This window comes from Bacillus sp. 41-22 (assembly GCF_025809295.1).
Taxonomy (GTDB): Bacteria; Bacillota; Bacilli; order Bacillales; family Bacillaceae_G; genus Bacillus_A; species Bacillus_A mycoides.
Genome location: NZ_CP084035.1, coordinates 3,777,810 through 3,803,458, shown reverse-complemented (window position 1 = coordinate 3,803,458; position 25,649 = coordinate 3,777,810). Strand labels below are relative to the sequence as shown.

Genomic DNA, 25,649 nt, shown 5'->3' with positions numbered 1-25,649 from the left:
AATAAACAATGTAGAGAGGGTTTAGTGAAATGAAGTTGCATACACTTGTATCATGTTTGCATGATTTTCCAGTTGTTCCAACAGAAAATCCAGAAATAACATCTATTGAAGCGGATTCACGTAAAGTGAAAGAGGGAAGCTTATTTATATGTATGAAAGGATATACGGTTGATAGCCATGACTTTGCTAAGCAAGCAGCCGCACAAGGAGCGGCTGCTATTGTTGCGGAAAGACCAATTGATGTTGACGTTCCAGTTGTACTTGTGAAAAATACTTTTCGTTCGCTAGCGGTTTTAGCTGATTATTTTTATGGCCAACCAACACACAAGTTACATTTAATCGGTATTACAGGTACAAATGGAAAGACAACAACATCGCATATTATGGATGAAATTATGCGCGCACATGGTCATAAAACAGGGCTAATTGGAACGATTAATATGAAAATCGGTGATGAAACATTTGAGGTGAAAAATACAACACCAGATGCACTAACACTTCAACAGACATTTTCAAAAATGGTTGAACAAGGTGTGGATAGCACAGTAATGGAAGTTTCGTCTCATGCTTTAGATCTTGGCCGTGTACACGGGTGCGATTATGATGTTGCAGTATTTACGAATTTAACACAAGATCATTTAGACTATCATAAAACGATGGAAGAATATAAACATGCGAAAGGGTTGCTTTTCGCACAGCTTGGCAATAGTTATCATCATAATCGTGAAAAATACGCTATATTAAACAGTGATGATCCAGTAGCAGAAGAGTATATGAGAAGTACAGCAGCTACTGTTGTAACATACGGTATAGATGTGGCAAGCGACATTATGGCACGAGATATCGTAATGACGAGTGGCGGTACAACATTTACACTTGTAACACCGTACGAAACTGTAAATGTTACGATGAAATTAATTGGTAAGTTTAATGTATACAACGTGTTAGCTGCTACAGCAGCAGGTCTTGTTTCAGGAGTGAGCTTACAAACAATTATTGATGTAATTAAAGAGCTTGCTGGCGTTCCTGGACGTTTTGAAGTTGTAGATGGTGGACAAAATTACACAGTTATTGTTGACTATGCGCATACACCTGATAGCTTAGAGAACGTACTAAAAACAGCAAAACAGTTTGCAAAAGGCGATGTATATTGTATCGTTGGTTGCGGTGGTGATAGAGATAGAACGAAAAGACCAATAATGGCAAGTGTCGCAACCGAATATGCAACTCATGCAATTTATACATCAGATAATCCAAGAAGTGAAGATCCGAAGGCTATTTTAGATGATATGGTAAATGATGTGAATGGGAATAATTATGAAGTAATTGTCGATCGAAAAGAAGCGATACGTTCCGCTATCTCGAAAGTAAAAGCAGAAGATATTATTATTATTGCTGGTAAAGGGCATGAAACGTATCAAATTATTGGTAAAGAAGTTCATCATTTTGACGATCGTGAAGTTGCTAAAGAAGCAATCACGGAGCGTTTAAACAACGAAGTGTAACAGCATGAGAGGAGGACTACATGTGCTTGAACAAGGTTTATTAGTAACGGCTGGGGTAGCATTTTTAATTTCTGTTGCCCTTTCGCCATTATTTATTCCATTTTTAAGAAAGTTAAAGTTCGGACAGAGTATTCGTGACGAAGGACCGAAGTCACACCAAAAGAAATCAGGGACACCAACGATGGGTGGTATTGTCATATATGTATCTATGATGGTGACTACGCTTATTATGGCGATTAAATTTAACAATTTAGGTGCAGAAGTATCATTGTTATTATTAGTTACATTTGGGTACGGATTAATCGGATTTTTAGATGACTACATAAAAGTAGTAAAGAAAAGAAATCTTGGTTTAACATCAAAACAAAAATTGATTGGTCAGCTTGTAATTGCTATTGCGTTCTTTTTAATTGGAAAAGGGCAAGCATTTCACACGTATATCATGATTCCAGGAACTGATGTTAAATTTGAATTAGGCTGGGCGTATTTTGTTCTCGTATTATTTATGCTTATTGGTGGATCAAATGCGGTTAATTTAACAGATGGTTTAGATGGTTTATTATCAGGAACAGCTGCTATTGCATTCGGAGCATTTAGTATTATTGCTGTAGCTCAAGAACAATTTGGGGTAGCGATTTTCTGTATGGCAGTTGTAGGAGCTGTACTTGGATTTTTAGTATTCAATGCGAATCCAGCGAAAGTATTTATGGGGGATACAGGTTCTCTAGCTTTAGGTGGTGCTATCGCAGCTGTAGCGATTTTGTTAAAACAAGAATTGTTACTCGTTATTATTGGCGGTGTATTCGTAGCGGAAACTTTATCTGTTATTATCCAAGTTATTTCGTTCAAAACAACAGGAAAGCGTGTCTTTAAAATGAGCCCATTACATCATCATTATGAATTATGTGGTTGGTCAGAGTGGCGCGTTGTTGTAACGTTTTGGTCTGTAGGATTTTTATTAGCTGTGCTAGGAATTTATATCGGGGTGTGGATGTAATTGAAAACTGTAACTGAATATCAAAATAAAAATGTTCTTGTATTAGGTATTGCTAAAAGTGGTTATGCAGCAGCTACTTTATTAAAAAAGTTAGGGGCAAACGTCATTGTAAATGATGGGAAACCATTAGCGGGTAATGTGCTTGCAGCTGAGTTACAAGCGGAAGGAATGGATGTTGTGTGTGGTGGGCATCCATTAGAATTGCTGGAGAGAAACATTTCACTTGTCGTAAAAAATCCAGGAATTCCATATTCTAATCCACTCTTAGTGGCGGCGAAAGAAAAACAAATTCCAATTGTAACTGAGGTTGAATTAGCATATTCCATTTCAGCAGCACCGTTTGTTGGGATTACGGGATCTAACGGTAAAACAACAACGACAATGTTAACGTTTGAAATGTTAAAAGAAGGACAAAAGCACCCAGTTATTGCGGGGAATATAGGTACTGTAGCTTGTGAAGTTGCACAATTGGCGAAGGAAAATGAAGTTGTCGTTACGGAACTTTCATCGTTTCAGTTGATGGGAGTGGAATCGTTCCAACCAAAAATTGCAGCCTTTTTAAATTTATTTGAAGCGCATTTAGATTATCACGGGACGAAGAAAGAGTATGGTTTGGCGAAAGCGAATATTTTCAAAAACCAAACTGAAGCAGATTATAGTATAATTAACGCAGATGATGCAGATGTCATGGCGTTATCGGCATATAGTAAAGGACAGAAAGTATTATTTTCGACGACGAAAGAAATTGAAGATGGTGCGTATATAAAAGATAACGCTCTTTATTTTAAAGGCGAAAAAGTAGTTAAAGTAAGTGATATTGTTTTACCTGGTAAGCACAATTTAGAAAATATTTTAGCAGCAATGAGTATTGCTAAATTACTAGGTGTTTCTAATGAAGCAATTACTGCTGTGTTAAAAAGTTTTACAGGTGTAAAACATCGCTTAGAATATGTAACAACGATTAATAATCGTAAATTTTATAATGATTCAAAAGCGACGAATATGCTAGCGACAGAAAAAGCATTATCTGCATTTACACAACCGATTGTATTATTGGCTGGTGGACTTGATCGTGGTAATGAATTTGATGATTTAATTCCATATTTTAAACATGTCAAAGCGATTGTGACATTTGGACAAACTGCACCAAAATTAGTAAGAGCGGCAGAAAAAGCAGGATTAGATGTAATTGAAAGTGTCGATACTTTAGATGATGCAGTAGTGAAAGCTTATGCTCATTCTACCGATGGTGATGTAATTCTTCTTTCACCAGCATGTGCAAGCTGGGATCAATTTAAAACATTTGAAGAAAGAGGAGACATTTTTATACAAGCTGTGCATAAACTTATATAAAGTAAATCAAAACATCAGTAGGCTAACACCTACTGATGTTTTGTTACATAGGGCAAAGGTTCTGCCCAAAGAGGTGGTGTTCATGGCTAATGAAGAAAACGCCTGATTTTATTCTCATCATCGTTACACTTGCGTTGTTAACAATCGGAATGATTATGGTTTATAGTGCGAGTGCGGTTTGGGCCTCTTATAAAATGGGGGATTCATTCTTTTTTGCAAAAAGACAATTGTTATTTGCAAGTCTTGGGGTAGTAGCTATGTTTTTTCTGATGAAAATTGATTATTGGGTATGGCGTACGTATTCAAAAGTAATTTTACTAGTTTGTTTCGTTCTTCTTATTCTCGTTCTTATTCCTGGAGTAGGTCTCGTTCGTGGAGGGGCGCGAAGTTGGATTGGAATCGGGGCATTTTCTATCCAACCGTCAGAGTTTATGAAATTCGCGATGATTATTTTCTTAGCAAAATTTTTAGCGGAACGACAAAAATTAATTACATCTTTTAGACGAGGTTTACTACCGGCTCTTAGTTTTGTATTTCTTGCTTTTGGGATAATTATGTTACAGCCAGATCTTGGTACGGGAACGGTAATGATTGGGACATGTATTATTATGATATTTATTTCGGGAGCAAGGGTCTTTCACTTTGCAATGTTTGGTTTGCTTGGTGCAGCGGGATTTGTAGGGTTAATTGCATCAGCGCCATATCGAATGAAACGCATCACATCATATTTAGATCCGTGGTCGGATCCGCTCGGAAGTGGATTTCAAATTATCCAATCGTTACTCGCAATTGGACCTGGTGGTTTATTTGGGCTTGGACTTGGACAAAGTAGACAAAAATTTCTCTATTTACCTGAACCACAAACAGACTTTATATTTGCAATCTTATCCGAGGAATTAGGTTTTATTGGTGGTTCATTTGTGTTATTATTATTTAGTCTATTATTATGGCGTGGGATTCGTATAGCATTAGGAGCGCCAGATTTATATGGTACGTTTTTAGCAGTAGGTATTGTGGCGATGATTGCGATTCAAGTAATGATTAATGTTGGTGTTGTAACAGGACTGATGCCTGTTACCGGTATTACTTTGCCATTTTTAAGTTATGGTGGATCAAGTTTGACCTTAATGTTAATGGCGGTAGGTGTATTATTGAATATAAGTCGCCATTCTCGCTATTAAACCCTGTTTAAAAGACAGGGTTTTTCGTGTGTGTGTGAAAATACAATATGTATATAGAAATAAATACGATTGAATAAGAACAGGGAAGTGGAGGAATCAGTAGTGCGAGTATTAGTAAGTGGTGGGGGTACTGGAGGACATATTTATCCAGCTCTTGCTTTAATTAGAGAAATAAAAAAACTAAATCCTGAAGCAAGATTTTTATACATTGGTACAGAGAATGGATTAGAGAGTACCATCGTACCGAAAGCGGGTATTCCGTTCCAATCTATTGTTATAAGTGGATTTAAACGAAAAATCTCTCTTGATAATGTAAAAACAGTGATGCGTTTCCTAAAAGGTGTTCAAGATAGTAAACGATATATTCGTCGTTTTAACCCTGATATTGTGATTGGTACGGGTGGATACGTATGTGGGCCAGTTGTATATGCTGCGGCTAAATTAGGTATTCCGACTATTGTCCATGAACAAAATAGTGTACCTGGTGTAACGAATAAATTTTTAAGTCGTTATGTCGATAAAGTTGCAGTTTGTTTTGAAGCAGCTGCAGAACATTTTCCACAGTCAAAAGTGGTTATGACAGGTAATCCACGTGCATCAGAAGTAATGGACCAAAATGGAATGAAAGGAAAACGTTCGGTAGGACTATCCCTTTCTAAAAAATCCGTGCTTATTTTTGGTGGGAGCCGCGGGGCTAGACCGATTAACGATGCTTTTGTAGAAGCGATTGAACAATTTGGGAATAAAAGTTACGAAGTATTATATGTAACAGGCGAAGTACATTATGATAAAGTTATGGAAGCCGTGAAACAAAAAGGGAATCCGAATAATGTTATTATTAAACCTTTTATTCATAATATGCCAGAGGTACTGACGGGTGTAGATCTTGTTGTTTCAAGGGCAGGGGCTACAACGCTTGCAGAATTAACAGCGTTAGGAAAGCCGAGTGTATTAATTCCAAGTCCGTACGTAACAAATAACCATCAAGAAAAAAATGCACGATCAGTTGTTGATAAAGGAGCAGCTAAAATGCTACTTGAAAAAGATTTAACATCTGAAACGCTTATTCGTGACATTGATGAGATTTTATTGGATACACAAACATTACAAAATATGAAACTGGCTACTAAGCAACTTGGTATTCCAGATGCAGCAAATAAGCTATATGAAGTAATGAACAAGCTTATTAAAAAATAACATTAGGTGAACGCCCTGCATATTACTGTAATAAGGAGACTTGATATGGGGGAGATTGTCTATGGAACAATTAGTAAAAGAGCTTTTAGAAGCAAATGTTGGTCGCGTGTTAGTTAATGAACCGTTAGCGCGTTACACGACTATGAAAATAGGCGGACCAGCTGATATTTTAATTGTACCAAAGCATGTTGCTGGTATTGAGAAGACTCTAGAGTTAGTAAAGAAGTACAAGACAGGGTGGACTGCAATTGGTCGTGGTTCAAATCTTCTCGTATCTGATCAAGGTATAGAAGGTGTGGTTATTCGTTTAGGAGAAGGATTAGACCATTTAGAAGTCGAAAAACATAGAGTAAGAGTCGGTGCTGGATATCCCCTTATTAAATTGTCAACTTTACTTAGTCGACAGGGATTAGCGGGCCTGGAATTTGCAAGTGGTATTCCAGGAAGTGTTGGCGGTGCAGTGTATATGAATGCAGGCGCTCATAAGTCCGACATATCGAGTGTATTAACGAAAGCTCGTATTTTGTTTGACAATGGAACAATTAATTGGTTGACGAATACCGAAATGGGCTTTTCTTATCGCACATCTGTATTGCAAATGAAACGCCCTGGTATTGTTTTGGAAGCTGAATTCCAATTGGAGGTAGGCGAACGCGAGGGAATTGTAAGAAGCATGCAAAAGAATAAAGAGTATCGCCGTGAAACGCAGCCTTGGAATCACCCTTGTGCAGGAAGTATATTTCGAAATCCAGTCCCCTATTTTGCAGGAGATTTAATAGAAAAATCAGGGCTTCGTGGTTATACAATAGGTGGAGCTCAAATTTCTGAAATGCATGGGAATTTTATTGTTAATACTGGTGTGGCCTCAGCGCAAGATGTATTAGACTTAATCGCATTGGTAAAGCATACAATTAAAGATAAATTTGGTGTTGATATGCATACAGAAGTAGAAATAATTGGAAGATAACGGTTGTTCGTTCCGCTCATTATCATTTATGTTATAATAAGAAGATAAGAACGGCATGAGGAACATGCCGTTCTTTATGTTACATAGGGGGATCGTACATGAAAAATAGTAAAGTGATTAAACTACAAGATCGTGTACCAAAATTAAAGAATCAAAATAAAAAAAATAAGAAACCTGTTAATCATCGGTTAATTTTATACATATCGATTTTATTTTTATTAGTACTCTTTTTAATTTATTTTCGGTCTCCGCTTAGTAATATAAAAAAGATAAGTGTCTTTGGAAATCATTATATGACAGATGAACAAGTTATGAAGGAATCAGGTGTGACATATGATACGAGTTATTTCCGAGTAACAGCTCATAAAGCAGAAGAAAACTTAACGAAACGAAAAGAAATTAAAGAGGTAAATGTAAAAAAACGTTTCCCAAACAAAATTGATGTTCATATCGAAGAATATTTAACAATTGGCTATATAAACAAAGATGGGAAATTACAACCGTTATTAGAAAATGGGAAAACACTCGATGTACTTCCGAACGGAAAGCTTCCAGTTGCAGCACCAATTTTTGAACCATTTAAAGAGGAAAAAATGAAGGAATTAATTGCAGAACTAGAAAAATTAACGCCAACTATTTTAAGGTCTATTTCTGAAATTCGTTATACACCAACGAACGCAAATGAAGATCATCTTACTTTATATATGAATGAAGGATATGAAGTGAGCACCACTATTCAAAATTTCGCAAAGCGAATGGAAGCTTATCCACTTATTTTAAAAACAATTGAACCTGGTAAGAAGGTTTTAATTGACTTAGAAGTGGGTGCATATACGAAGGAACTAGGTGCTGAAGAAAAGAAAGAATAGAATGATAGTTTTTACTGCGTTATTACGTATGAAATGAAACAAACGTTCTTTTATATGGATGCTAATTTGCAAGAATGCTTAATTTGATGAAAAAAATGTAAATTTTCTTAGATTCATACTAGGATTGGTACAAGTTTCACTTTTCTACAAGTACATCTTAGTGTAGACTTATACTTGGCGGTAATCTTTACACTTGAAATATAATTATTTCAAGATAGAGCAGTTATTCACAGGTTACTGCGATATTCTTAAATGAATGTTAAATAAAAATAAGAAAAATATAGGGTTAAAAAAGGGAAACGTACAAAGACGTTGAATATTTTTCTTATAAATAGTAAAGTTGCGATTGTTGTTCCATATATTGAGTTGTATGGTATAAATAAAGAAGGAGGTGCCAAAGAATGAACAGCAATGAAATATATGTTAGTCTTGACATCGGTACATCCAATGTTAAAGTCATCATTGGTGAAATGGTTAATGATAGCTTAAACATTATTGGTGTTGGAAACGTAAAATCAAATGGTTTGAAAAAGGGATCGATAGTTGATATAGATGAAACTGTTCGATCAATTAAAAAAGCAATTGAACAAGCCGAGCGCATGGTGGGTATCCACATTGAGCAAGTTGTAGTAGGTGTCAATGCAAACCAGGTACAGTTGCTCCCGTGTCACGGAGTAGTCGCTGTTTCAAATGAAGATCGTGAAATCGGGAATGAAGATGTCTTACGCGTTCTAGATGCAGCGCAAGTTGTGTCAATTGCTCCTGAACGTGAATTTATTGATGTGGTACCTCGACAGTTCATTGTAGACGGTCTTGACGAGATTAACGATCCACGCGGGATGATCGGTGTAAGATTAGAAATGGAAGGTACACTTATTACAGGCTCGAGAACTTTACTACATAACCTACTTCGTTGTGTAGAAAAAGCAGGTCTTGAAATTGTTGATATTTGTCTGCAACCTTTAGCGGCAGCGACAGTTGCGTTATCTTCGGATGAAAGAAATAGAGGGGTAGCCCTTGTTGATATGGGTGGAGGATCTACAACCTTATCTATTTTTAAAGATGGAGAGTTGCAAGCAACGAGCGTATTGCCATTAGGTGGAGATCATATAACGAAGGATATAGCGATTGGGCTGAAAACTTCAACAGAAAATGCAGATCAAATTAAGCTGAAATATGGACATGCTTTTTATGATACAGCATCTGAAGAAGAGATGTTTACGGTTCCTATTATGGGAAGCGATCAAACAGAACAATATTCTCAGTTGGAATTATCGGATATAATAGAGGCTCGTGTAGAGGAAATTTTAATGTTTGTTCAAGATGAAGTGCATAAGTTAGGAGTAAAGCAAGCTGCTTCTGGATATGTACTAACTGGTGGGATAGCTTCTATGCCAGGTGTTCTTGATCTTGCATACGATATTTTACATGAAAATGTTCGTATAGCAACTCCTGATTATATTGGTGTTCGTGAGCCTCAATATACAAGTGGAGTTGGATTAATTAAACATTCTTATCAAAAAGCTAAATTACGTGGGAAAAATGTGCAGGAAAAGCAAGAACATTTTGAACCAGTACCAGCACCAATGCCGGTACAACAGCAACCTGCGAAACAAAAAACTCGTAATCAAAACAATACTAATCAAAATGATGACCGCATGATGTCAAAAGTAAAACGTGCATTCCGTTATTTATGGGATTAAAATTGGACACGAAAAATGAGGTTCTAGGGGGATTTCGACATGTTAGAGTTTGATACTACTCAAGATCAATTAGCGAATATAAAAGTTATCGGTGTCGGCGGTGGCGGAAACAATGCTGTAAACCGTATGATTGAACACGGTGTACAAGGTGTAGACTTTATCGCTGTGAATACTGATGCACAAGCATTAAATCTATCAAAAGCTGAAACGAAAATGCAAATTGGTGGAAAATTAACGCGTGGACTTGGTGCAGGCGCAAACCCTGAAGTAGGGAAAAAAGCTGCAGAAGAAAGTAAAGAACAGATTCAAGAAGCGCTTCGTGGCGCGGATATGGTCTTCGTAACTGCTGGTATGGGCGGCGGAACTGGAACTGGTGCAGCTCCAGTTGTTGCTCAAGTTGCAAAAGAACTAGGCGCGTTAACAGTTGGTGTTGTAACACGTCCATTTACATTTGAAGGGCGTAAGCGTGCAACTCAAGCTGCATCTGGTATTGCGTCATTTAAAGAAAATGTAGATACACTTATCGTAATTCCAAATGATCGCTTATTAGAGATTGTTGATAAAAATACGCCAATGTTAGAAGCGTTCCGTGAAGCAGATAACGTATTACGTCAAGGTGTTCAAGGTATTTCTGATTTAATTGCTACACCAGGTCTAATTAACTTAGACTTTGCAGACGTAAAAACAATTATGTCTAATAGAGGTTCTGCTTTAATGGGTATCGGTTCTGGTAATGGTGAAAATCGTGCTGCTGAAGCTGCGAAAAAAGCGATTTCCAGTCCATTACTAGAAACATCTATTGATGGAGCTCAAGGTGTTATTATGAACATTACGGGCGGCGCAAACTTAAGTTTATATGAAGTACAAGAAGCAGCAGACATTGTAGCTTCAGCTTCGGATCCAGAAGTAAATATGATCTTCGGTTCTGTTATTAATGAAGGATTAAAAGATGATATCGTTGTCACTGTAATTGCAACTGGTTTTGATGATAGTGCTTCGACACAACCACCAAAACCAATTATCCGTCCGACTGCGAATCACACGCAACAGCAACAACAACCAGTAGCTCAACCTTCAAAACAACGTGAAGTTAAGCGTGAAATGAAACGTGAAGAGCCGGTTGTGCATGATCGTCATACTGATTCAGATGACATCGATATTCCAGCATTCTTACGTAACCGTCGTAGACGATAAAAGAAAAGGAGCTTTCATGCTCCTTTTTTTTGTTGTCTAAATGGAAAAGATCTGCTAAGCAGATCTTTTTTTATTATTTTGCATATGGAGAGCCCAGTCCTATTTTTAAACCATAAGCTGTGATAAATAAATTGAAACTTTAATTAGTCGGGGGTGTTCATCCAAAAATGATTGTTAGCCCGACGCCCACTTAACTTCTGTACTTTTTTATAGCTGAATTTTGAGGCAGGGTCTTACTGCCCGCAAATAGCAAGATAAACTTTGTATATATATAATTCAATTATTATGTATACAAGTAAAAAATTTATATTATTCTATGAAAAATACACTTTTATTTTTTACCGACAGATTATGTCTAGAAATCACAAAATAACAAAAAAATCCCTCCACCAATTGACACACTTTCCTATTGGATATGCATTATACTAGTCTCAACTTAAAAAAAGAGGTGAATTGTTTGGTTGTTTACGCCGACATCGTTTGGTTGTTAAACGCCTGCATTGATTTTCTTTTACTTTTATTAACAGCCACCGTGTTAAAAAAGAGAATCAAAAGATGGAGGCTTGTGTTAGGGGCATTTATAGGTTCAACTATTGTTATTTTCGCCTTTACGCCTTTTGCTTCTATGATGACACATCCAATTATGAAACTATTGTACTCGTTACTTATTGTGTATACAGCATTTGGGTTTTCGACATTTAGAAATTATACACAAACTGTTTTTACTTTCTATTTTGTAACCTTTATGGTTGGTGGAGGATTAATTGGAACGCATTACTTTTTGCAAACGAACGAAATGGTAAATGGATTAGTTCAATCTAAATCAGTTTCTTACGGTGATCCAATTAGTTGGGTATTTGTTATTTTTGGTTTTCCAGTAATTTATTATTTTTCTAAAAAGCGTATAGAAAGCGTAGAGGTCACAAAGATACACTATGATCAAATCGTGAAAGTGGAAATTCAATTAGCTGGAGAGGAACTAGAATTAGCAGGTCTAATTGATAGTGGGAACCAACTTTATGACCCGTTAACGAAAACACCCGTTATGATTATGCATATTTCATCATTAGAACATTGTTTGCCAGCTTGGTTAACAGAACAAATTTATTCCAAAACAGAAATTCCTCAAATACCAGAAAATGATTCTGGATGGGCGACGAAACTACGTTTAATTCCTTTCCGAGCAGTAGGAGTAGAGAATCAATTTTTATGGGCAATTAAGCCAGATTGTGTGCGAGTTTATCATGAAGGTAGTTCGGTTGTTGTAAACAAAGTACTGATTGGATTAAATACACAACAATTATCTACTAATGGAGAGTATCAATGCATTGTACATCCGAAAATGTTGATTTCGCAAAAGATGGTAATTGCTTAATTATGAGAGGCGGGATAATATGGTGAAATTTAAATTTTATTTGGTATACCTTTGGTATAAAGTATTGCTGAAATTAGGAATTAAGACCGATGAAATTTATTATATTGGTGGAAGTGAAGCGTTGCCACCGCCATTAACGAAAGAAGAAGAGGCAGTTCTTTTGAATAAATTACCAAATGGAGATCAAGCTGCGAGGTCGATGCTTATTGAACGTAACCTAAGGCTTGTTGTATATATAGCAAGAAAATTTGAAAATACAGGGATCAATATTGAGGATTTGATTAGTATAGGAACAATTGGTCTTATTAAGGCAGTGAATACATTTAATCCAGAAAAGAAAATTAAATTAGCAACATATGCATCTCGTTGTATAGAAAATGAAATTTTAATGCATTTGCGTCGAAATAATAAAAATCGTTCGGAAGTTTCTTTTGATGAACCGCTTAACATTGATTGGGACGGAAATGAACTGTTACTATCAGATGTTTTAGGTACAGATGATGACATTATTACAAAAGATTTAGAAGCTACTGTAGATCGTCATCTTTTAATGAAAGCATTGCATCAATTAAATGACCGTGAAAAACAAATTATGGAGCTTCGGTTTGGACTCGCTGGTGGCGAAGAGAAGACACAAAAAGATGTGGCTGATATGCTTGGAATTTCACAGTCTTATATTTCTCGTTTGGAAAAAAGAATTATAAAAAGATTACGAAAAGAATTTAATAAAATGGTGTGAAGAATAAGACCAGTCGGTATCTAGACTGGTCTTATTCTTTTTTTGTGCATGAGGAAATATGATATTTGTGAAAAATGATAGAAAAACCGTATGCATAAAATCCCCTTCAAAGGAAATACTTTACACTGTACAGCAACTCCCGATAGGAGGGAACACTTTGACGAGAAACAAAGTAGAAATTTGCGGTGTTGATACAGCTAAACTTCCAGTACTAAAAAATGAAGAGATGCGTAAATTATTTCGTGAAATGCAAAGTGGAGAGATAAGCGCCAGAGAGAAATTAGTGAATGGAAACTTACGTCTTGTACTGAGCGTCATCCAAAGATTTAATAACAGAGGAGAATATGTTGATGATTTATTTCAAGTTGGTTGCATTGGACTTATGAAATCCATTGATAACTTTGATTTAGGCCAAAATGTAAAGTTTTCAACGTATGCTGTGCCGATGATTATTGGAGAAATACGCAGATATTTGCGTGATAACAATCCAATTCGTGTATCTCGCTCATTACGAGATATTGCGTATAAAGCGTTGCAAGTAAGAGAAAAATTGATTGCTGAAAATTCAAAAGAACCAACAGCAATGGATATTGCGAAAGTTCTTGAAGTGACACATGAAGAGATTGTTTTTGCACTAGATGCGATTCAAGATCCGGTTTCATTATTTGAACCGATTTATAACGATGGAGGAGATCCTATCTTTGTTATGGATCAATTGAAGGATGAAAAACAAAAGGACGAGCAGTGGGTTGAAGAACTGGCGTTGAAAGAAGGAATGAAGCGTTTAAATGATCGTGAAAAAATGATTATTCGAAAACGTTTCTTTCAAGGAAAGACACAGATGGAAGTTGCCGAAGAAATTGGGATTTCTCAAGCGCAAGTATCACGTTTGGAGAAGTCTGCTATTAAGCAAATGAATAAGACGATTCAAGGATAAGGTCCTCACCAGTTATGGTGAGGTCTTTTTTATATATAATATTTTGCGCTCATAGTAGATTGGGTAGGTTCATATAATGAAAATAAAATGGATGTTCTATTAGTAGCGGTTATATACTGTTTATCCGCTTCGAAATTAGGCTGAAGTAAAAAGTTAGATGGAAGCGGGACTGCCCGTAAAAGTCCGATTGGCATGGGTTAATAATCAGTAGGGATGGGGATAATCTCACTGATTAAGGTTTCACTTTATTTGAGAGCGTACTTACGATTCATGATATAAGGGAGAGGATGAATATGATACGGATTTCGGAGTTTCAAATGAAGGATGTTGTAAATGTTTCAGATGGAAAGAGGCTTGGGAATATTGGAGATATTGATATTGATATAGACACAGGAAAGATTAGGGCGGTTATTATTTCTAAGCAGGCACGAATGCTTGGACTCTTTGGGAAGGAAGTAGAATTTGTGATTCCTTGGGAGCAAATTATGAAAATTGGAGAAGATGTCATACTTGTAAAAGTAGATCATGTTAATTCTGTAACAGAATCAATACAAACACCGACAATTTCATAAAGAATATTACAAATTCCTCTTTTTTTTCTGTTGTCATTATGAAAAAATAAAAGTATGGTAAAATAGACAGGAAGTACCATACTTTTTTCTGTTATTTTAATTAAAAGGAGTCGCTTTATGAGAGAACCATTTAAATATGCGGACGGTATACTGTATTTACAAGCGTGGAAAGAACTTGGAAACATTACTGTTGGATTTACGACAAAAGATGGTGGAGTAAGTACAGGCTCCTTTCATGCGATGAATTTAGGATTACATGTGAATGATATCGTGGAGAATGTTCATGAAAACAGACGCATTTTAGCTAATAAGTTACAAAAACCATTAGAAAAATGGATTTGCTCTGAACAAGTTCATGACCATCATGTTGAGAAAGTAGGACTGCAAGAAAAAGGGAAAGGCGTTTATTCATATGAAGACGGTATTCCAAAAACGGATGGCATTTATACGACTAACAAAGATGTTCTCTTAACATCTTGTTACGCTGATTGTGTTCCGCTCTATTTTTATGCACCATCACATGATATGATAGGACTTGCGCATGCTGGGTGGAAAGGGACTGTAACAGAGATTGCGAAAGAAATGATTCAAAAGTGGAATGCAGAAGGTGTTTCAAGTGATGAAATTCATGTCGCAATTGGTCCTGCAATCGGATCATGTTGTTATGTTGTTGATGATCGTGTATTAACAGCAGCACAGCAAGTAGTAAACGGATCTGTTCCTCATAAAGTAATTTCTGATGGTCAGTATGCAATTAATTTAAAAGAAGTTAATCGTATATTATGTGTACAAGCAGGCATAAAAGAAGAACATATTGTAATGTCATCTCTTTGTACAAGCTGTGAAGAACAATTATTTTTCTCTCATCGTCGTGATCAAGGTAAGACGGGGAGAATGTTGAGTTTCATAGGTTTTAAGGAGGAGTGAAGTAAGTGACAGTGCAAGGGAATTTAGCAGATGTAAACGAAGTAATTAAAGAATCTTGTGTACGAGCTGGACGTTCGATGAAAGATATTAAGCTCGTTGCAGTTACAAAAACTGTAGGGATTGAAAAAACAAGCGAAGTAATTGAAACAGGAATTATTGATTTAGGTGAAAATAGAAATGAAGGTTTCTTACAAAAATACGAGCATTTCGGTTCAAAAGTGAATTGGCATTTTATTGGATCATTGCAAACGAGAAAAGTAAAAGAAATCATTAATGAGATTGATTATTTACATTCATTAGATCGTCTTTCGCTTGCAAAAGAAATTCAAAAACGTGCTGATAAGAAAGTTAAATGCTTTATTCAAGTGAAAACATCATCTGAAGAATCAAAGCAAGGATTGGCGATAGAAGAAACAATTTCTTTTATTCAAAGTTTGCAAGAATTGGATAAGATTGAAGTGGTAGGATTAATGACAATGGCTCCGTTTACAGGAGAAGAGGAAGAGATTCGTCGCTGCTTTAAGGAATTGCGCATGCTACAAACAGAGGTGCAGGAGCTAGAATTATTACATGCACCATGTAAAGAATTATCAATGGGAATGTCAAATGATTACACGATTGCAATTGAGGAAGGCGCTACATATATTCGTTTGGGAACGGTTTTAGTAGGAAAAGCGTAGGAGGAAGGAGAAAGTTATTATGAGTTGGTCAAAAGTAAAATACTTCTTTTTTGACACACCGGAAGAAAAAGAAGCAGCTCAATATAGTTATGAAAAGGAGCAAACAGACATGAAAAAGCAACAAGATCCCCCAGAACAACAAGATGTTCCGTTTGCGAAAGTGCAACCGAAGCAAAATGTAGTGAGTATTGAAACAGCGAAGCAATCTTCAAAAGTTGTTTTACTAGAACCACGTACATATTCGGAAGCGCAAGGCATTTCGGATCACTTAAAAGGTAGACGAGCTGTTGTAATTAATTTGCAAAGAATGTCTACAGATCAAGCTGTACGTATCGTTGACTTTTTAAGTGGTACTGTATACGCTATAGGCGGGGATATTCAAAAAATAGGCCCGAAAACATTTATGTGTACACCTGAAAATGTTGATATCGTTGGTGCGATTTCAGAGTTATTCGGTGAAGAAGAAGAGACAAATATAAAGAGGTGGTAATACGCCATGACAACAGTTTTAACAGTGTTACTTACTGCTATCGAGATTTACTCGTGGGCACTAATTATTTACATTCTCCTATCATGGTTTCCTGGCGCAAAGGAATCAGCTTTTGGAGATTTTCTTGCGCGTATTTGCGAACCGTATTTAGAGCCGTTTAGGAGGTTTATTCCACCATTTGGTATGATTGATATTTCTCCACTTGTTGCTATTGTTGCCTTGAAACTTGCTAGAGGTGGTTTAGTGAGTTTATTCAACTATTTTTTATAGTGTGAGGTTAAATACATGAGCATCTATGAGCATTTTAGACCTGATGAAGAGGTCTTTGTGGATAAAGTATTAGAGTGGAAACAGGCTGCTGAGTACCATCAAGTCAAGTTAACAGATTTTCTTGATCCAAGACAGCAACAAATTGTTTCTATGGTAATAGGGCAAGGAGATGTAGCTGTACGGTTTGATGGTGCGATGCCTGAAGCCGAACGGAAAAGAGCACTAATTTATCCAGATTATCTAGAATTAAATGAAGAGGAATTTCAAGTAGAAGTATTAGAAATTGACTATCCTTCCAAGTTTTTTACGCTAGAACATAGGCAAATATTAGGTGCATTCATGTCGCTTGGTTTAACAAGGGAAAAATGTGGTGATATTTTGCTTCAAGAAGACCGTGCCCAAATTGCAGTTGCCAAAGAAGTTGTATCGTATATTGAAATGAACTTACAATCAATAGGGAAAATGAAAGTCACACTCTCTCCTATACAAGTAGAGAAAATTTTGCGTGTAGGTGAAAAATGGGGAGAAAAATCTGGGACTGTTTCGTCACTTCGTCTAGATGTTTTATTAGCTGAAATGCTACATATATCTAGGCAGAAGGTACAGCCTCTTATAAAAGGTGGCTTAGTAAAAGTCAATTGGAAAACAGTAGAGCAAACTTCGTATGAATGTTTTCCAGGGGATGTTTTCTCGGTTAGAGGGTATGGACGAAGTAAATTATTTTCTGTAGAAGGTAAAACGAAGCGCGACAAATGGAGAGTTTTGTATGGTATACTAAAATGATTGGTTTTTTAGAAGGAAATTCTCTTATTTTGTCGAAGAAAAGATATAATTGAAAGAGGAAATTTAGATAACTACTTGGAGGTGGCGTTGTGCCGTTAACACCATTAGATATTCATAACAAAGAATTTGGTCGCGGGTTTCGTGGCTACGATGAAGATCAAGTAAATGAGTTTCTTGATCAAATCATCAAAGATTATGAATTAGTCATTCGTGAGAAAAAAGCTTTAGAAGAAAAGGTTGCACAATTAGAAGGAAAGTTAGATCATTTTTCTAATATTGAAGATACGCTGAACAAATCTATCATTGTCGCACAAGAAGCTGCTGAAGAAGTGAAGCGTAATGCACAAAAAGAAGCAAAATTAATTGTACGTGAAGCAGAAAAAAATGCAGATCGTATCATTAATGAAGCGTTAGTGAAATCAAGAAAAGTTGCTTTTGATATTGAAGAGTTGAAGAAACAAGCGAAAGTATTCCGAACTCGTTTCCGTATGTTATTAGAAACACAACTTGAAATGTTAAACAACGATGATTGGGATAAACTAATTGAATTAGAAGACGAAGTGGACGAACTGTTGAAAAAAGAAGAAACAGTGTAAGCTTGACGTTTTTCTCATTATTACATATAATTTTAAACAGCATATTTATTAAGAAAAACGAAGATAGGGATAAGTACCTTTTTCATACCTTATATAGCGAACTGAGGATGGTGTAAGCTCAGGATAAGGAGATAATGGGAATATCACCCTGGAGTTCCGCGCTGAACAAATTTAGTAAGCGTAGGCGTATATTCGCGTTAAGAATATAAAGAGGACCTTATGCATTTGTATATGGTCTACTAGGGTGGTACCGCGGGAGACTTTCTCGTCCCTTTTTGGGGATGAGAGGTCTCTTTTTTATTCCCTTTTTTAAGGTCTGTCGTTTATATATTTAAGGAGGAATTGAGCATGGAGTACAAAAATACATTACTAATGCCAAAAACAGAATTCCCGATGCGTGGGAATTTACCGAAACGTGAGCCTGCAATGCAAGAAAAATGGGCTGAAATGAATATTTATGAAAAGGTACAAGAACATACGAAAGGCCGTCCTTTATTTGTACTACATGATGGACCTCCATATGCAAATGGTGACATCCATATGGGACACGCACTAAATAAAGTGTTAAAAGACTTTATTGTTCGTTTTAAATCAATGACTGGATACTGTGCACCATATGTACCAGGTTGGGATACACACGGTTTACCAATTGAGCAAGCTTTAACAAATAAAGGTGTAAAGCGTAAAGAAATGACAGTTGCTGAGTTCCGTAAGTTATGTGCAGAGTATGCATATGAGCAAGTGGAACGTCAACGTGAACAATTTAAGCGTTTAGGTGTACGTGCAGATTGGGATAATCCATATATTACTTTAGAGCCAGCTTATGAAGCACAACAAATTAAAGTGTTTGGTGACATGGCGAAAAAAGGTTATATCTATAAAGGACAAAAACCAGTTTACTGGTCTCCAACAAGTGAATCAGCTTTAGCAGAAGCTGAAATTGAATATCAAGATAAAAAATCAGCATCTATTTACGTAGCATTCCCTGTAAAAGATGGAAAGAACGTATTAGAAGGTGATGAGAAATACATTATTTGGACAACAACGCCTTGGACGTTACCTGCAAACTTAGGTATTTCTGTTCACCCAGAACTTGAATATGCTATTGTGAAAGTAAATGATGAGAAATATATCATCGCTTCTGAACTATTTGAGACAGTTGCAAAAACGTTAGAGTGGGAAAATGCTGAAGTTGTGAAAACGGTAAAAGGTAGCGAACTTGAGTATACAGTTGCAAAACATCCATTCTACGATCGTGACTCATTAGTTATGCTAGGAGAGCACGTAACAACAGATGCAGGTACAGGTTGTGTTCATACAGCACCAGGACACGGGGAAGATGACTTCGTTGTTGGTAAAAAGTATGGCTTAGAAGTACTTTGCCCAGTTGATGATAAAGGTGTATTAACAAATGAAGCACCTGGATTTGAAGGCTTATTCTATGATAAAGCTAACAAGCCAATTACGGAAAAATTAGAAGAAGTAGGCGCGTTACTGAAACTAACATTCATTACGCATTCATACCCACATGATTGGAGAACGAAAAAACCAATTATTTTCCGTGCGACAGCGCAGTGGTTTGCATCTATTGAAGCGTTCCGTAAAGAATTATTAGAAGCTGTTGCGGAAACAAAATGGGTACCAGCATGGGGAGAAACTCGTCTTCATAATATGGTTCGTGACCGTGGTGACTGGTGTATTTCTCGTCAGCGTGCATGGGGTGTGCCAATTCCTGTATTCTATGCAGAAAATGGTGATCCAATTATTACAGATGAAACAATTAATCATGTAGCAGATTTATTCCGTGAGCACGGTTCTAACGTATGGTTCGAGCGTGAAGCGAAAGATTTATTACCAGAAGGATTTACACATACAGGTAGCCCAAATGGTGAATTCCGTAAAGAAACAGACATCATGGATGTATGGTTCGATTCAGGTTCTTCTCACCAAGCGGTATTAGAAGAGCGCGAAGACTTACAACGTCCAGCTGATTTATATTTAGAAGGATCTGACCAGTATCGTGGTTGGTTTAACTCTTCATTATCAACAGCAGTTGCTGTAACTGGTAAAGCTCCATATAAAGGCGTACTAAGCCATGGTTTCGTACTAGATGGTGAAGGACGTAAAATGAGTAAGTCGATTGGAAACATCGTCGTACCGAAGAAAATTATGGATCAATTAGGCGGAGACATTTTACGCTTATGGGTATCTTCTGTTGACTATCAATCTGATGTACGTATTTCAGATGATATTTTAAAACAAGTAGCAGAAGTGTATCGTAAAATCCGTAACACATTCCGTTTCTTATTAGGAAACTTAGATGATTTTAATCCAAGTGAAAATACAGTAGCGGTAGCTGAACTTCGTGAAGTAGATCGTTACATGTTAGTGAAGTTAAATGACTTAATTACAAAAGTAAAAGATGCATATGAAACATATGACTTTGCTGCTGTATATCATGCAATTCACAACTTCTGTACAATTGATCTAAGTTCATTCTACTTAGACTTTGCAAAAGACATTTTATACATTGAAGGTGCAGATCACGCGGATCGTCGTGCAATTCAAACTGTATTATATGATGTTCTTGTTGCATTAACGAAACTTGTAACGCCAATCTTACCTCATACAGCTGATGAAGTATGGCCATATGTTCCTGGTGCAGAAGAAGAAAGCGTACAGTTAACTAATATGCCAGAAGCTACAGAAGTAGAGGGTTCAGAAGCGTTAAGAGCAAAATGGGATGCATTTATGACATTACGTGATGACGTTTTAAAAGCGTTAGAAGTAGCTCGTAATGAGAAAGTAATTGGTAAGTCATTAAATGCGAGCATTACGCTATATCCGACTGCAGAAATGAAGGCTATGTTAGAGTCTATTAGCGAAGACTTAAAGCAATTATTCATCGTCTCTGAGTATAAACTTGGTGGTACAATTGAAGAAGCGCCAACAGAAGCACCAAAGTATGAGCATACAGCTGTAGTTGTAGCACAGGCGACAGGTGAGACGTGTGAACGTTGTTGGGTTGTTTCAGAAACAATTGGTAAAGATGCAGAACATGAAACATTATGTGAGCGTTGTGCAACGGTTGTTAAAGAAAATTATGTAAAATAATGAAAAAAAGCTGACTGCTCATAATAGCAGTCAGTTTTTTGTTGATGATATATCGAAATAACTTTCACTCTCTTTCCTATGAAGGAAAAATGTGTGTGAGGTAAGCGTGGAAATTTCGGACACACTAATTGTACATTGCAGCTGGGAGGAATGTACACGTGAATGAAATTTATATGGAAATAAAAGAAGAATTGCAATTGATGAGAAAAGAGTTGCAAGATAGATTGGCGAAAGAAGTAATGCACACATACTATATGGAATTTGGGCAAGAACTTGGATACGAAATAAAGGAAGAGACAAAGAAAAAATTGCTATTACATGATATAAAAGAGGATTTAAAAGATGTAGAACGTGCATTGTTTAAAATGGAAATAGATATGTACGGTATTTGTGAAGAAACTGGAAGAGCGATTTCTACAAAACAAATGAAAACAATGCCGACTGCTCGTACTATTCATGAATTTTTCTATGAAAAGGTAAATGTATGAAATACGCACAACGATATTATGTTACCTTTTTTTAATTTATTTTATTCTTCTACAAAGGTTCATTGTGAAAAGGTAGCAGCTATGCTAAAATTTTGAGGTACACTGTCTTTGTGGGGGAAATGAAAATGATATATTATGTAATAGCGTTATTTGTCATTGCCATCGATCAAATATCGAAGTGGCTAATTGTAAAGAACATGGAATTGGGTACGAGCATTCCGATTATCGATAATGTATTATACATAACATCTCATCGAAATAGAGGAGCTGCCTGGGGTATTTTAGAAAATAAAATGTGGTTTTTCTACATTATTACAGTCATTTTCGTAGCATTTATCGTATTTTATATGAAAAAATATGCGAAAACGGACAAGCTTCTAGGTATTTCATTAGGTCTAATTTTAGGCGGAGCAATTGGCAATTTTATTGATCGTGTATTTAGACAAGAAGTAGTGGATTTCATTCACGTGTATATTTTCTCGTACAACTATCCGGTATTCAATATAGCTGACTCAGCATTATGTATTGGAGTTGTATTAATTATTATTCAAACAGTATTAGAAGGAAAGAAAGCGAAGGAGTAATTGAATGAGTGAAGTAGTACAAGTAACAGTTGCAGAAGAACAAAAAAGCGAGCGAATTGATAAATTCGTTGCAGAAATAAACAGTGAATGGTCACGTTCACAAGTGCAGCAATGGATTAAAGATGCTGTTGTGACAGTAAATGGGAAATCAGTTAAAGGGAATTATAAAGTAAAAGGAAATGATGAAATTACAGTAACAATTCCCGAGCCAGAAGAGTTAGATATTCAACCGGAAGATATGAATTTAGAAGTTTATTATGAAGATGCCGATGTACTAGTTGTAAATAAGCCGCGTGGCATGGTAGTACATCCAGCACCAGGGCATACGAAGGGTACGCTTGTAAACGGACTTATGCATCATTGTACAGACCTATCAGGTATTAACGGTGTAATGCGTCCTGGTATAGTACACCGTATTGATAAGGATACATCTGGATTATTAATGGTTGCTAAAAATGATATGGCGCATGAATCACTTGTAAATCAACTTGTAGCAAAAACGGTAACAAGACGTTATAAAGCGATTGTACATGGTGTAATTCCACATGATAAAGGAATAATTGACGCTCCAATTGGTCGTGATAAAAAAGAACGTCAAAGTATGACTGTTGATGAAAATGGTAAGAATGCAGTTACACATTTCCAAGTGTTAGAGCGATTTAAGGATTTCACACTTGTAGAATGCCGCTTAGAAACGGGACGTACACACCAAATTCGTGTTCATATGAAATATATTGGTTATCCACTTGCAGGAGATCCAAAGTATGGTCCGAAGAAAACATTAGATATGAATGGACAAGCACTTCATGCAGGGATTTTAGGTTTCGATCACCCTCGTACTGGTGAATATATTGAGTTTGAGGCACCGATTCCAGAAGTGTTTGAAGAAGCGCTAAATGTTTTACGGAAATAGTATTGACAAATCATAAGAAAACTGAGATACTGACAACAGTTAAATAATGATCCTTTAACACAGCCCCGTGAGGTTGAGAAGGTAACGGTTTGAAATACTTAGGGTATGTTGTACCCTTTTTTCAAAAGTCCTCTCGCACACGCTGAGAGGACTTTTTTTATACCATTACTCTCACGCAAGAAAAAAAGCTTGGAGGTGTAGAGCATGCAAGAGAAAGCTGTCGTTTTAGATGACCAAATGATTCGCCGCGCTTTAACACGAATTAGTCATGAAATCGTGGAACGAAATAAAGGTGTCGATAATTGTGTTCTTGTCGGAATAAAAACACGTGGAATTTTTATTGCACAACGTTTGGCAGAACGAATTGGTCAAATTGAAGGAAAAGAGATGGAAGTAGGAGAGTTAGATATTACGTTATATCGTGATGATTTAACACTACAATCGAAACATAAAGAACCACTTGTAAAAGGTTCTGATATTCCTGTAGATATTACGAAGAAAAAAGTTATCCTTGTGGATGATGTGTTATATACAGGTAGAACAGTTCGAGCAGCAATGGATGCTCTTATGGATTTAGGTAGACCATCACAAATCCAATTGGCTGTTCTTGTTGATAGAGGTCATCGTGAATTACCAATTCGCGCTGATTATGTAGGAAAGAACATTCCAACATCTAGTGAAGAGCGTATCGAAGTTGATTTGCAAGAGACAGATCAACAAGATCGAGTAAGCATATACGATAAGTAAAGCCCTTTTAAATGTAGTCCTGTGAGGCTGCCAAAGGGTCTTGGCTTTCATATGTCAAATTTGGCATACGAAAGTGTAGGACTCTTTGTGCACAGGCACAAAGAGTTTTTTTATTGCAAAAATTAAAACTGAAGGAGGATGTAACAATGGAGCAAAAGCCAGTGTTAGACATTCATGAAGTACCGAAACCGGGAAAATGGTTATTATTAAGTATACAACATTTGTTCGCGATGTTTGGATCAACAGTGCTTGTTCCGTTTTTAACAGGACTGAATCCATCAGTAGCTTTAATATCAAGTGGATTAGGAACGCTAGCGTTTCTTCTAATAACGAAAGGTCAAGTACCAGCATATTTAGGATCATCATTCGCCTTTATTGCACCAATTATTACAGCGAAAACAGCAGGTGGACCTGGAGCAGCGATGCTTGGAGGAATGCTTGCGGGACTTGTTTACATCTTAATCTCACTCGGAATTAAGAAATCTGGGTCAGAATGGATTATGAAATTACTTCCGCCAATCGTAGTTGGGCCAGTCGTAATGGTAATCGGTTTATCTTTAGCACATACAGCAGTGAACATGGCGATGAACGGTGCGGATGGTAAGTATAGCATTACACACTTTTCAGTAGCATTAGTAACATTAGCAATTACAATCATTTGCTCCATATTCGGGAGAGGATTTTTCAGTATCATACCAGTGCTACTTGGAATCATCGGCGGGTATATATTCGCTTACTTCCAAGGGCTAGTAGATTTAAAGCCAGTAGCTGAGGCAAAATGGTTTGTCATACCAGACTTCACAGTACCGTTTGTAACATATACTCCGGAGTTTTCATGGAAAATTGTACTCTTAATGGTGCCAGTTGCACTTGTAACAATTTCAGAACATATCGGACATCAAATTGTACTTGGAAATGTTATTAAAAGAGATTTAATTGAAAAACCAGGTTTACATCGTTCAATCTTCGGTGATGGGATAGCAACATTGATCGCATCACTAATAGGAGGACCACCGAATACAACGTACGGTGAAAACATCGGTGTGCTAGCAATTACGAGAGCATACAGTGTATACTTATTCATCGGTTCAGCAGTGTTCGCAATCATGTTTGGATTTATCGGGAAGATTTCAGCACTGATTCATTCGATTCCAACACCAGTTATGGGTGGTGTATCAATCTTACTCTTCGGTGTAATCGCATCAAGTGGTTTACGTATGATGGTAGACGATAAAACAGACTTAGGTGACAAACGAAACTTAATGATTGCATCAGTTATACTAGTAATCGGTATTGGCGGAGCGGTACTGCACGTAGGTGAATCGTTCCAAGTAGAAGGAATGGCGTTAGCAGCAATTGTAGGTGTACTATTAAATCTACTACTACCAGAGACAAAACAAACAAATAAAACAAAACAATCTAAGCAGATTGCTTCATAAAAATAACCTTTTAATTCAGTCCTGTGAGA

The 25,649-nt window shown here is 36.6% G+C and carries 25 protein-coding genes and 1 other annotated feature; all 25 genes read left to right on the top strand.

Annotated features, from left to right (window positions below; translation table 11 throughout):
• Positions 1–29 precede the first annotated feature (29 nt).
• Positions 30–1,505 (top strand): UDP-N-acetylmuramoyl-L-alanyl-D-glutamate--2,6-diaminopimelate ligase, encoded by a 1,476-nt coding sequence (gene murE, locus LCF45_RS19285; RefSeq protein WP_002014740.1) that lies wholly within the window; start codon positions 30–32, stop codon positions 1,503–1,505.
• Between the two features lie 22 nt (positions 1,506–1,527).
• A complete protein-coding gene (mraY, locus tag LCF45_RS19280) occupies positions 1,528–2,502 on the top strand; it encodes a phospho-N-acetylmuramoyl-pentapeptide-transferase (protein ID WP_002014738.1) in 975 nt (324 codons plus the stop codon).
• Positions 2,503–3,855, top strand: a complete 1,353-nt coding sequence (gene murD, locus LCF45_RS19275) for a UDP-N-acetylmuramoyl-L-alanine--D-glutamate ligase (RefSeq protein ID WP_002142942.1) — start codon at positions 2,503–2,505, stop codon at positions 3,853–3,855. It begins immediately after the preceding gene.
• 89 nt (positions 3,856–3,944) lie between these two features.
• On the top strand, positions 3,945–5,036 hold the full coding sequence (spoVE, locus tag LCF45_RS19270; protein ID WP_078177805.1) for a stage V sporulation protein E: 1,092 nt from the start codon (positions 3,945–3,947) through the stop codon (positions 5,034–5,036).
• 102 nt (positions 5,037–5,138) lie between these two features.
• A complete protein-coding gene (gene murG / locus LCF45_RS19265) occupies positions 5,139–6,233 on the top strand; it encodes an undecaprenyldiphospho-muramoylpentapeptide beta-N-acetylglucosaminyltransferase (protein WP_002088269.1) in 1,095 nt (364 codons plus the stop codon).
• A 61-nt stretch (positions 6,234–6,294) separates the two neighbouring features.
• Positions 6,295–7,200 carry a UDP-N-acetylmuramate dehydrogenase gene (murB, locus tag LCF45_RS19260; RefSeq protein ID WP_078206269.1) on the top strand — a complete coding sequence of 302 codons (906 nt, stop codon included), beginning with the start codon at positions 6,295–6,297 and terminating at the stop codon, positions 7,198–7,200.
• 98 nt (positions 7,201–7,298) lie between these two features.
• On the top strand, positions 7,299–8,069 hold the full coding sequence (gene divIB / locus LCF45_RS19255) for a cell division protein DivIB (RefSeq protein ID WP_002014733.1): 771 nt from the start codon (positions 7,299–7,301) through the stop codon (positions 8,067–8,069).
• Positions 8,070–8,470: 401 nt separating this feature from the next.
• On the top strand, positions 8,471–9,772 hold the full coding sequence (gene ftsA, locus LCF45_RS19250) for a cell division protein FtsA (RefSeq protein WP_002014731.1): 1,302 nt from the start codon (positions 8,471–8,473) through the stop codon (positions 9,770–9,772).
• A gap of 39 nt (positions 9,773–9,811) precedes the next feature.
• Positions 9,812–10,966, top strand: a complete 1,155-nt coding sequence (gene ftsZ, locus LCF45_RS19245) for a cell division protein FtsZ (protein WP_002014730.1) — start codon at positions 9,812–9,814, stop codon at positions 10,964–10,966.
• Between the two features lie 457 nt (positions 10,967–11,423).
• Complete coding sequence (spoIIGA, locus tag LCF45_RS19240; RefSeq protein WP_002165147.1) at positions 11,424–12,341, top strand: sigma-E processing peptidase SpoIIGA; 918 nt, start codon at positions 11,424–11,426, stop codon at positions 12,339–12,341.
• Positions 12,342–12,360: 19 nt separating this feature from the next.
• Complete coding sequence (sigE, locus tag LCF45_RS19235; protein WP_002128857.1) at positions 12,361–13,080, top strand: RNA polymerase sporulation sigma factor SigE; 720 nt, start codon at positions 12,361–12,363, stop codon at positions 13,078–13,080.
• A gap of 157 nt (positions 13,081–13,237) precedes the next feature.
• Positions 13,238–14,017: an RNA polymerase sporulation sigma factor SigG gene (gene sigG, locus LCF45_RS19230; protein ID WP_002014725.1), complete on the top strand. Its 780-nt coding sequence runs from the start codon at positions 13,238–13,240 to the stop codon at positions 14,015–14,017.
• A gap of 293 nt (positions 14,018–14,310) precedes the next feature.
• A complete protein-coding gene (locus LCF45_RS19225; RefSeq protein WP_012261605.1) occupies positions 14,311–14,589 on the top strand; it encodes a YlmC/YmxH family sporulation protein in 279 nt (92 codons plus the stop codon).
• A 117-nt stretch (positions 14,590–14,706) separates the two neighbouring features.
• Positions 14,707–15,516, top strand: coding sequence for a peptidoglycan editing factor PgeF (gene pgeF / locus LCF45_RS19220; protein WP_002128855.1), 810 nt, complete (start codon positions 14,707–14,709; stop codon positions 15,514–15,516).
• Positions 15,517–15,521: 5 nt separating this feature from the next.
• The gene (locus tag LCF45_RS19215; RefSeq protein WP_002033757.1) at positions 15,522–16,196 is read left to right on the top strand and encodes a YggS family pyridoxal phosphate-dependent enzyme; all 675 of its coding nucleotides are present in this window, start codon (positions 15,522–15,524) and stop codon (positions 16,194–16,196) included.
• A gap of 19 nt (positions 16,197–16,215) precedes the next feature.
• Positions 16,216–16,686: a cell division protein SepF gene (locus LCF45_RS19210; RefSeq protein WP_002014721.1), complete on the top strand. Its 471-nt coding sequence runs from the start codon at positions 16,216–16,218 to the stop codon at positions 16,684–16,686.
• Between the two features lie 6 nt (positions 16,687–16,692).
• Positions 16,693–16,956, top strand: a complete 264-nt coding sequence (locus LCF45_RS19205; protein ID WP_002014720.1) for a YggT family protein — start codon at positions 16,693–16,695, stop codon at positions 16,954–16,956.
• A gap of 15 nt (positions 16,957–16,971) precedes the next feature.
• Entirely contained in the window at positions 16,972–17,739 is a 768-nt protein-coding gene (locus LCF45_RS19200) for a YlmH family RNA-binding protein (protein ID WP_002033759.1), read from the top strand.
• Positions 17,740–17,828: 89 nt separating this feature from the next.
• Entirely contained in the window at positions 17,829–18,335 is a 507-nt protein-coding gene (divIVA, locus tag LCF45_RS19195; protein WP_001131609.1) for a septum site-determining protein DivIVA, read from the top strand.
• Between the two features lie 51 nt (positions 18,336–18,386).
• Positions 18,387–18,611 (top strand) — a binding site (T-box leader).
• A 72-nt stretch (positions 18,612–18,683) separates the two neighbouring features.
• A complete protein-coding gene (gene ileS2 / locus LCF45_RS19190; protein ID WP_002128852.1) occupies positions 18,684–21,449 on the top strand; it encodes an isoleucine--tRNA ligase in 2,766 nt (921 codons plus the stop codon).
• Positions 21,450–21,607: 158 nt separating this feature from the next.
• Positions 21,608–21,937, top strand: coding sequence for a TraR/DksA C4-type zinc finger protein (locus tag LCF45_RS19185; RefSeq protein ID WP_002014715.1), 330 nt, complete (start codon positions 21,608–21,610; stop codon positions 21,935–21,937).
• A 125-nt stretch (positions 21,938–22,062) separates the two neighbouring features.
• A complete protein-coding gene (gene lspA / locus LCF45_RS19180; protein WP_002128849.1) occupies positions 22,063–22,521 on the top strand; it encodes a lipoprotein signal peptidase LspA in 459 nt (152 codons plus the stop codon).
• A 4-nt stretch (positions 22,522–22,525) separates the two neighbouring features.
• A complete protein-coding gene (locus LCF45_RS19175; RefSeq protein WP_002128848.1) occupies positions 22,526–23,434 on the top strand; it encodes an RluA family pseudouridine synthase in 909 nt (302 codons plus the stop codon).
• A 204-nt stretch (positions 23,435–23,638) separates the two neighbouring features.
• The gene (pyrR, locus tag LCF45_RS19170; protein WP_001156489.1) at positions 23,639–24,181 is read left to right on the top strand and encodes a bifunctional pyrimidine operon transcriptional regulator/uracil phosphoribosyltransferase; all 543 of its coding nucleotides are present in this window, start codon (positions 23,639–23,641) and stop codon (positions 24,179–24,181) included.
• A gap of 146 nt (positions 24,182–24,327) precedes the next feature.
• Positions 24,328–25,620, top strand: coding sequence for a uracil permease (gene uraA, locus LCF45_RS19165; protein WP_002014712.1), 1,293 nt, complete (start codon positions 24,328–24,330; stop codon positions 25,618–25,620).
• Positions 25,621–25,649 lie beyond the last annotated feature (29 nt).

What these genes read in the sequence shown, in the direction of transcription:
- LCF45_RS19205 (WP_002014720.1), top strand. Translation starts at nt 16,693, where the DNA reads ATGACAACAGTTTTAACAGTGTTACTTACTGCTATCGAGATTTACTCG.
- LCF45_RS19225 (WP_012261605.1), top strand. Translation starts at nt 14,311, where the DNA reads ATGATACGGATTTCGGAGTTTCAAATGAAGGATGTTGTAAATGTTTCA.
- lspA (WP_002128849.1), top strand. Translation starts at nt 22,063, where the DNA reads ATGATATATTATGTAATAGCGTTATTTGTCATTGCCATCGATCAAATA.
- pgeF (WP_002128855.1), top strand. Translation starts at nt 14,707, where the DNA reads ATGAGAGAACCATTTAAATATGCGGACGGTATACTGTATTTACAAGCG.
- ileS2 (WP_002128852.1), top strand. Translation starts at nt 18,684, where the DNA reads ATGGAGTACAAAAATACATTACTAATGCCAAAAACAGAATTCCCGATG.
- LCF45_RS19175 (WP_002128848.1), top strand. Translation starts at nt 22,526, where the DNA reads ATGAGTGAAGTAGTACAAGTAACAGTTGCAGAAGAACAAAAAAGCGAG.
- pyrR (WP_001156489.1), top strand. Translation starts at nt 23,639, where the DNA reads ATGCAAGAGAAAGCTGTCGTTTTAGATGACCAAATGATTCGCCGCGCT.
- divIB (WP_002014733.1), top strand. Translation starts at nt 7,299, where the DNA reads ATGAAAAATAGTAAAGTGATTAAACTACAAGATCGTGTACCAAAATTA.
- LCF45_RS19210 (WP_002014721.1), top strand. Translation starts at nt 16,216, where the DNA reads ATGAGTTGGTCAAAAGTAAAATACTTCTTTTTTGACACACCGGAAGAA.
- spoVE (WP_078177805.1), top strand. Translation starts at nt 3,945, where the DNA reads ATGAAGAAAACGCCTGATTTTATTCTCATCATCGTTACACTTGCGTTG.
- sigE (WP_002128857.1), top strand. Translation starts at nt 12,361, where the DNA reads ATGGTGAAATTTAAATTTTATTTGGTATACCTTTGGTATAAAGTATTG.
- ftsA (WP_002014731.1), top strand. Translation starts at nt 8,471, where the DNA reads ATGAACAGCAATGAAATATATGTTAGTCTTGACATCGGTACATCCAAT.
- uraA (WP_002014712.1), top strand. Translation starts at nt 24,328, where the DNA reads ATGGAGCAAAAGCCAGTGTTAGACATTCATGAAGTACCGAAACCGGGA.
- murE (WP_002014740.1), top strand. Translation starts at nt 30, where the DNA reads ATGAAGTTGCATACACTTGTATCATGTTTGCATGATTTTCCAGTTGTT.
- ftsZ (WP_002014730.1), top strand. Translation starts at nt 9,812, where the DNA reads ATGTTAGAGTTTGATACTACTCAAGATCAATTAGCGAATATAAAAGTT.
- murB (WP_078206269.1), top strand. Translation starts at nt 6,295, where the DNA reads ATGGAACAATTAGTAAAAGAGCTTTTAGAAGCAAATGTTGGTCGCGTG.
- LCF45_RS19200 (WP_002033759.1), top strand. Translation starts at nt 16,972, where the DNA reads ATGAGCATCTATGAGCATTTTAGACCTGATGAAGAGGTCTTTGTGGAT.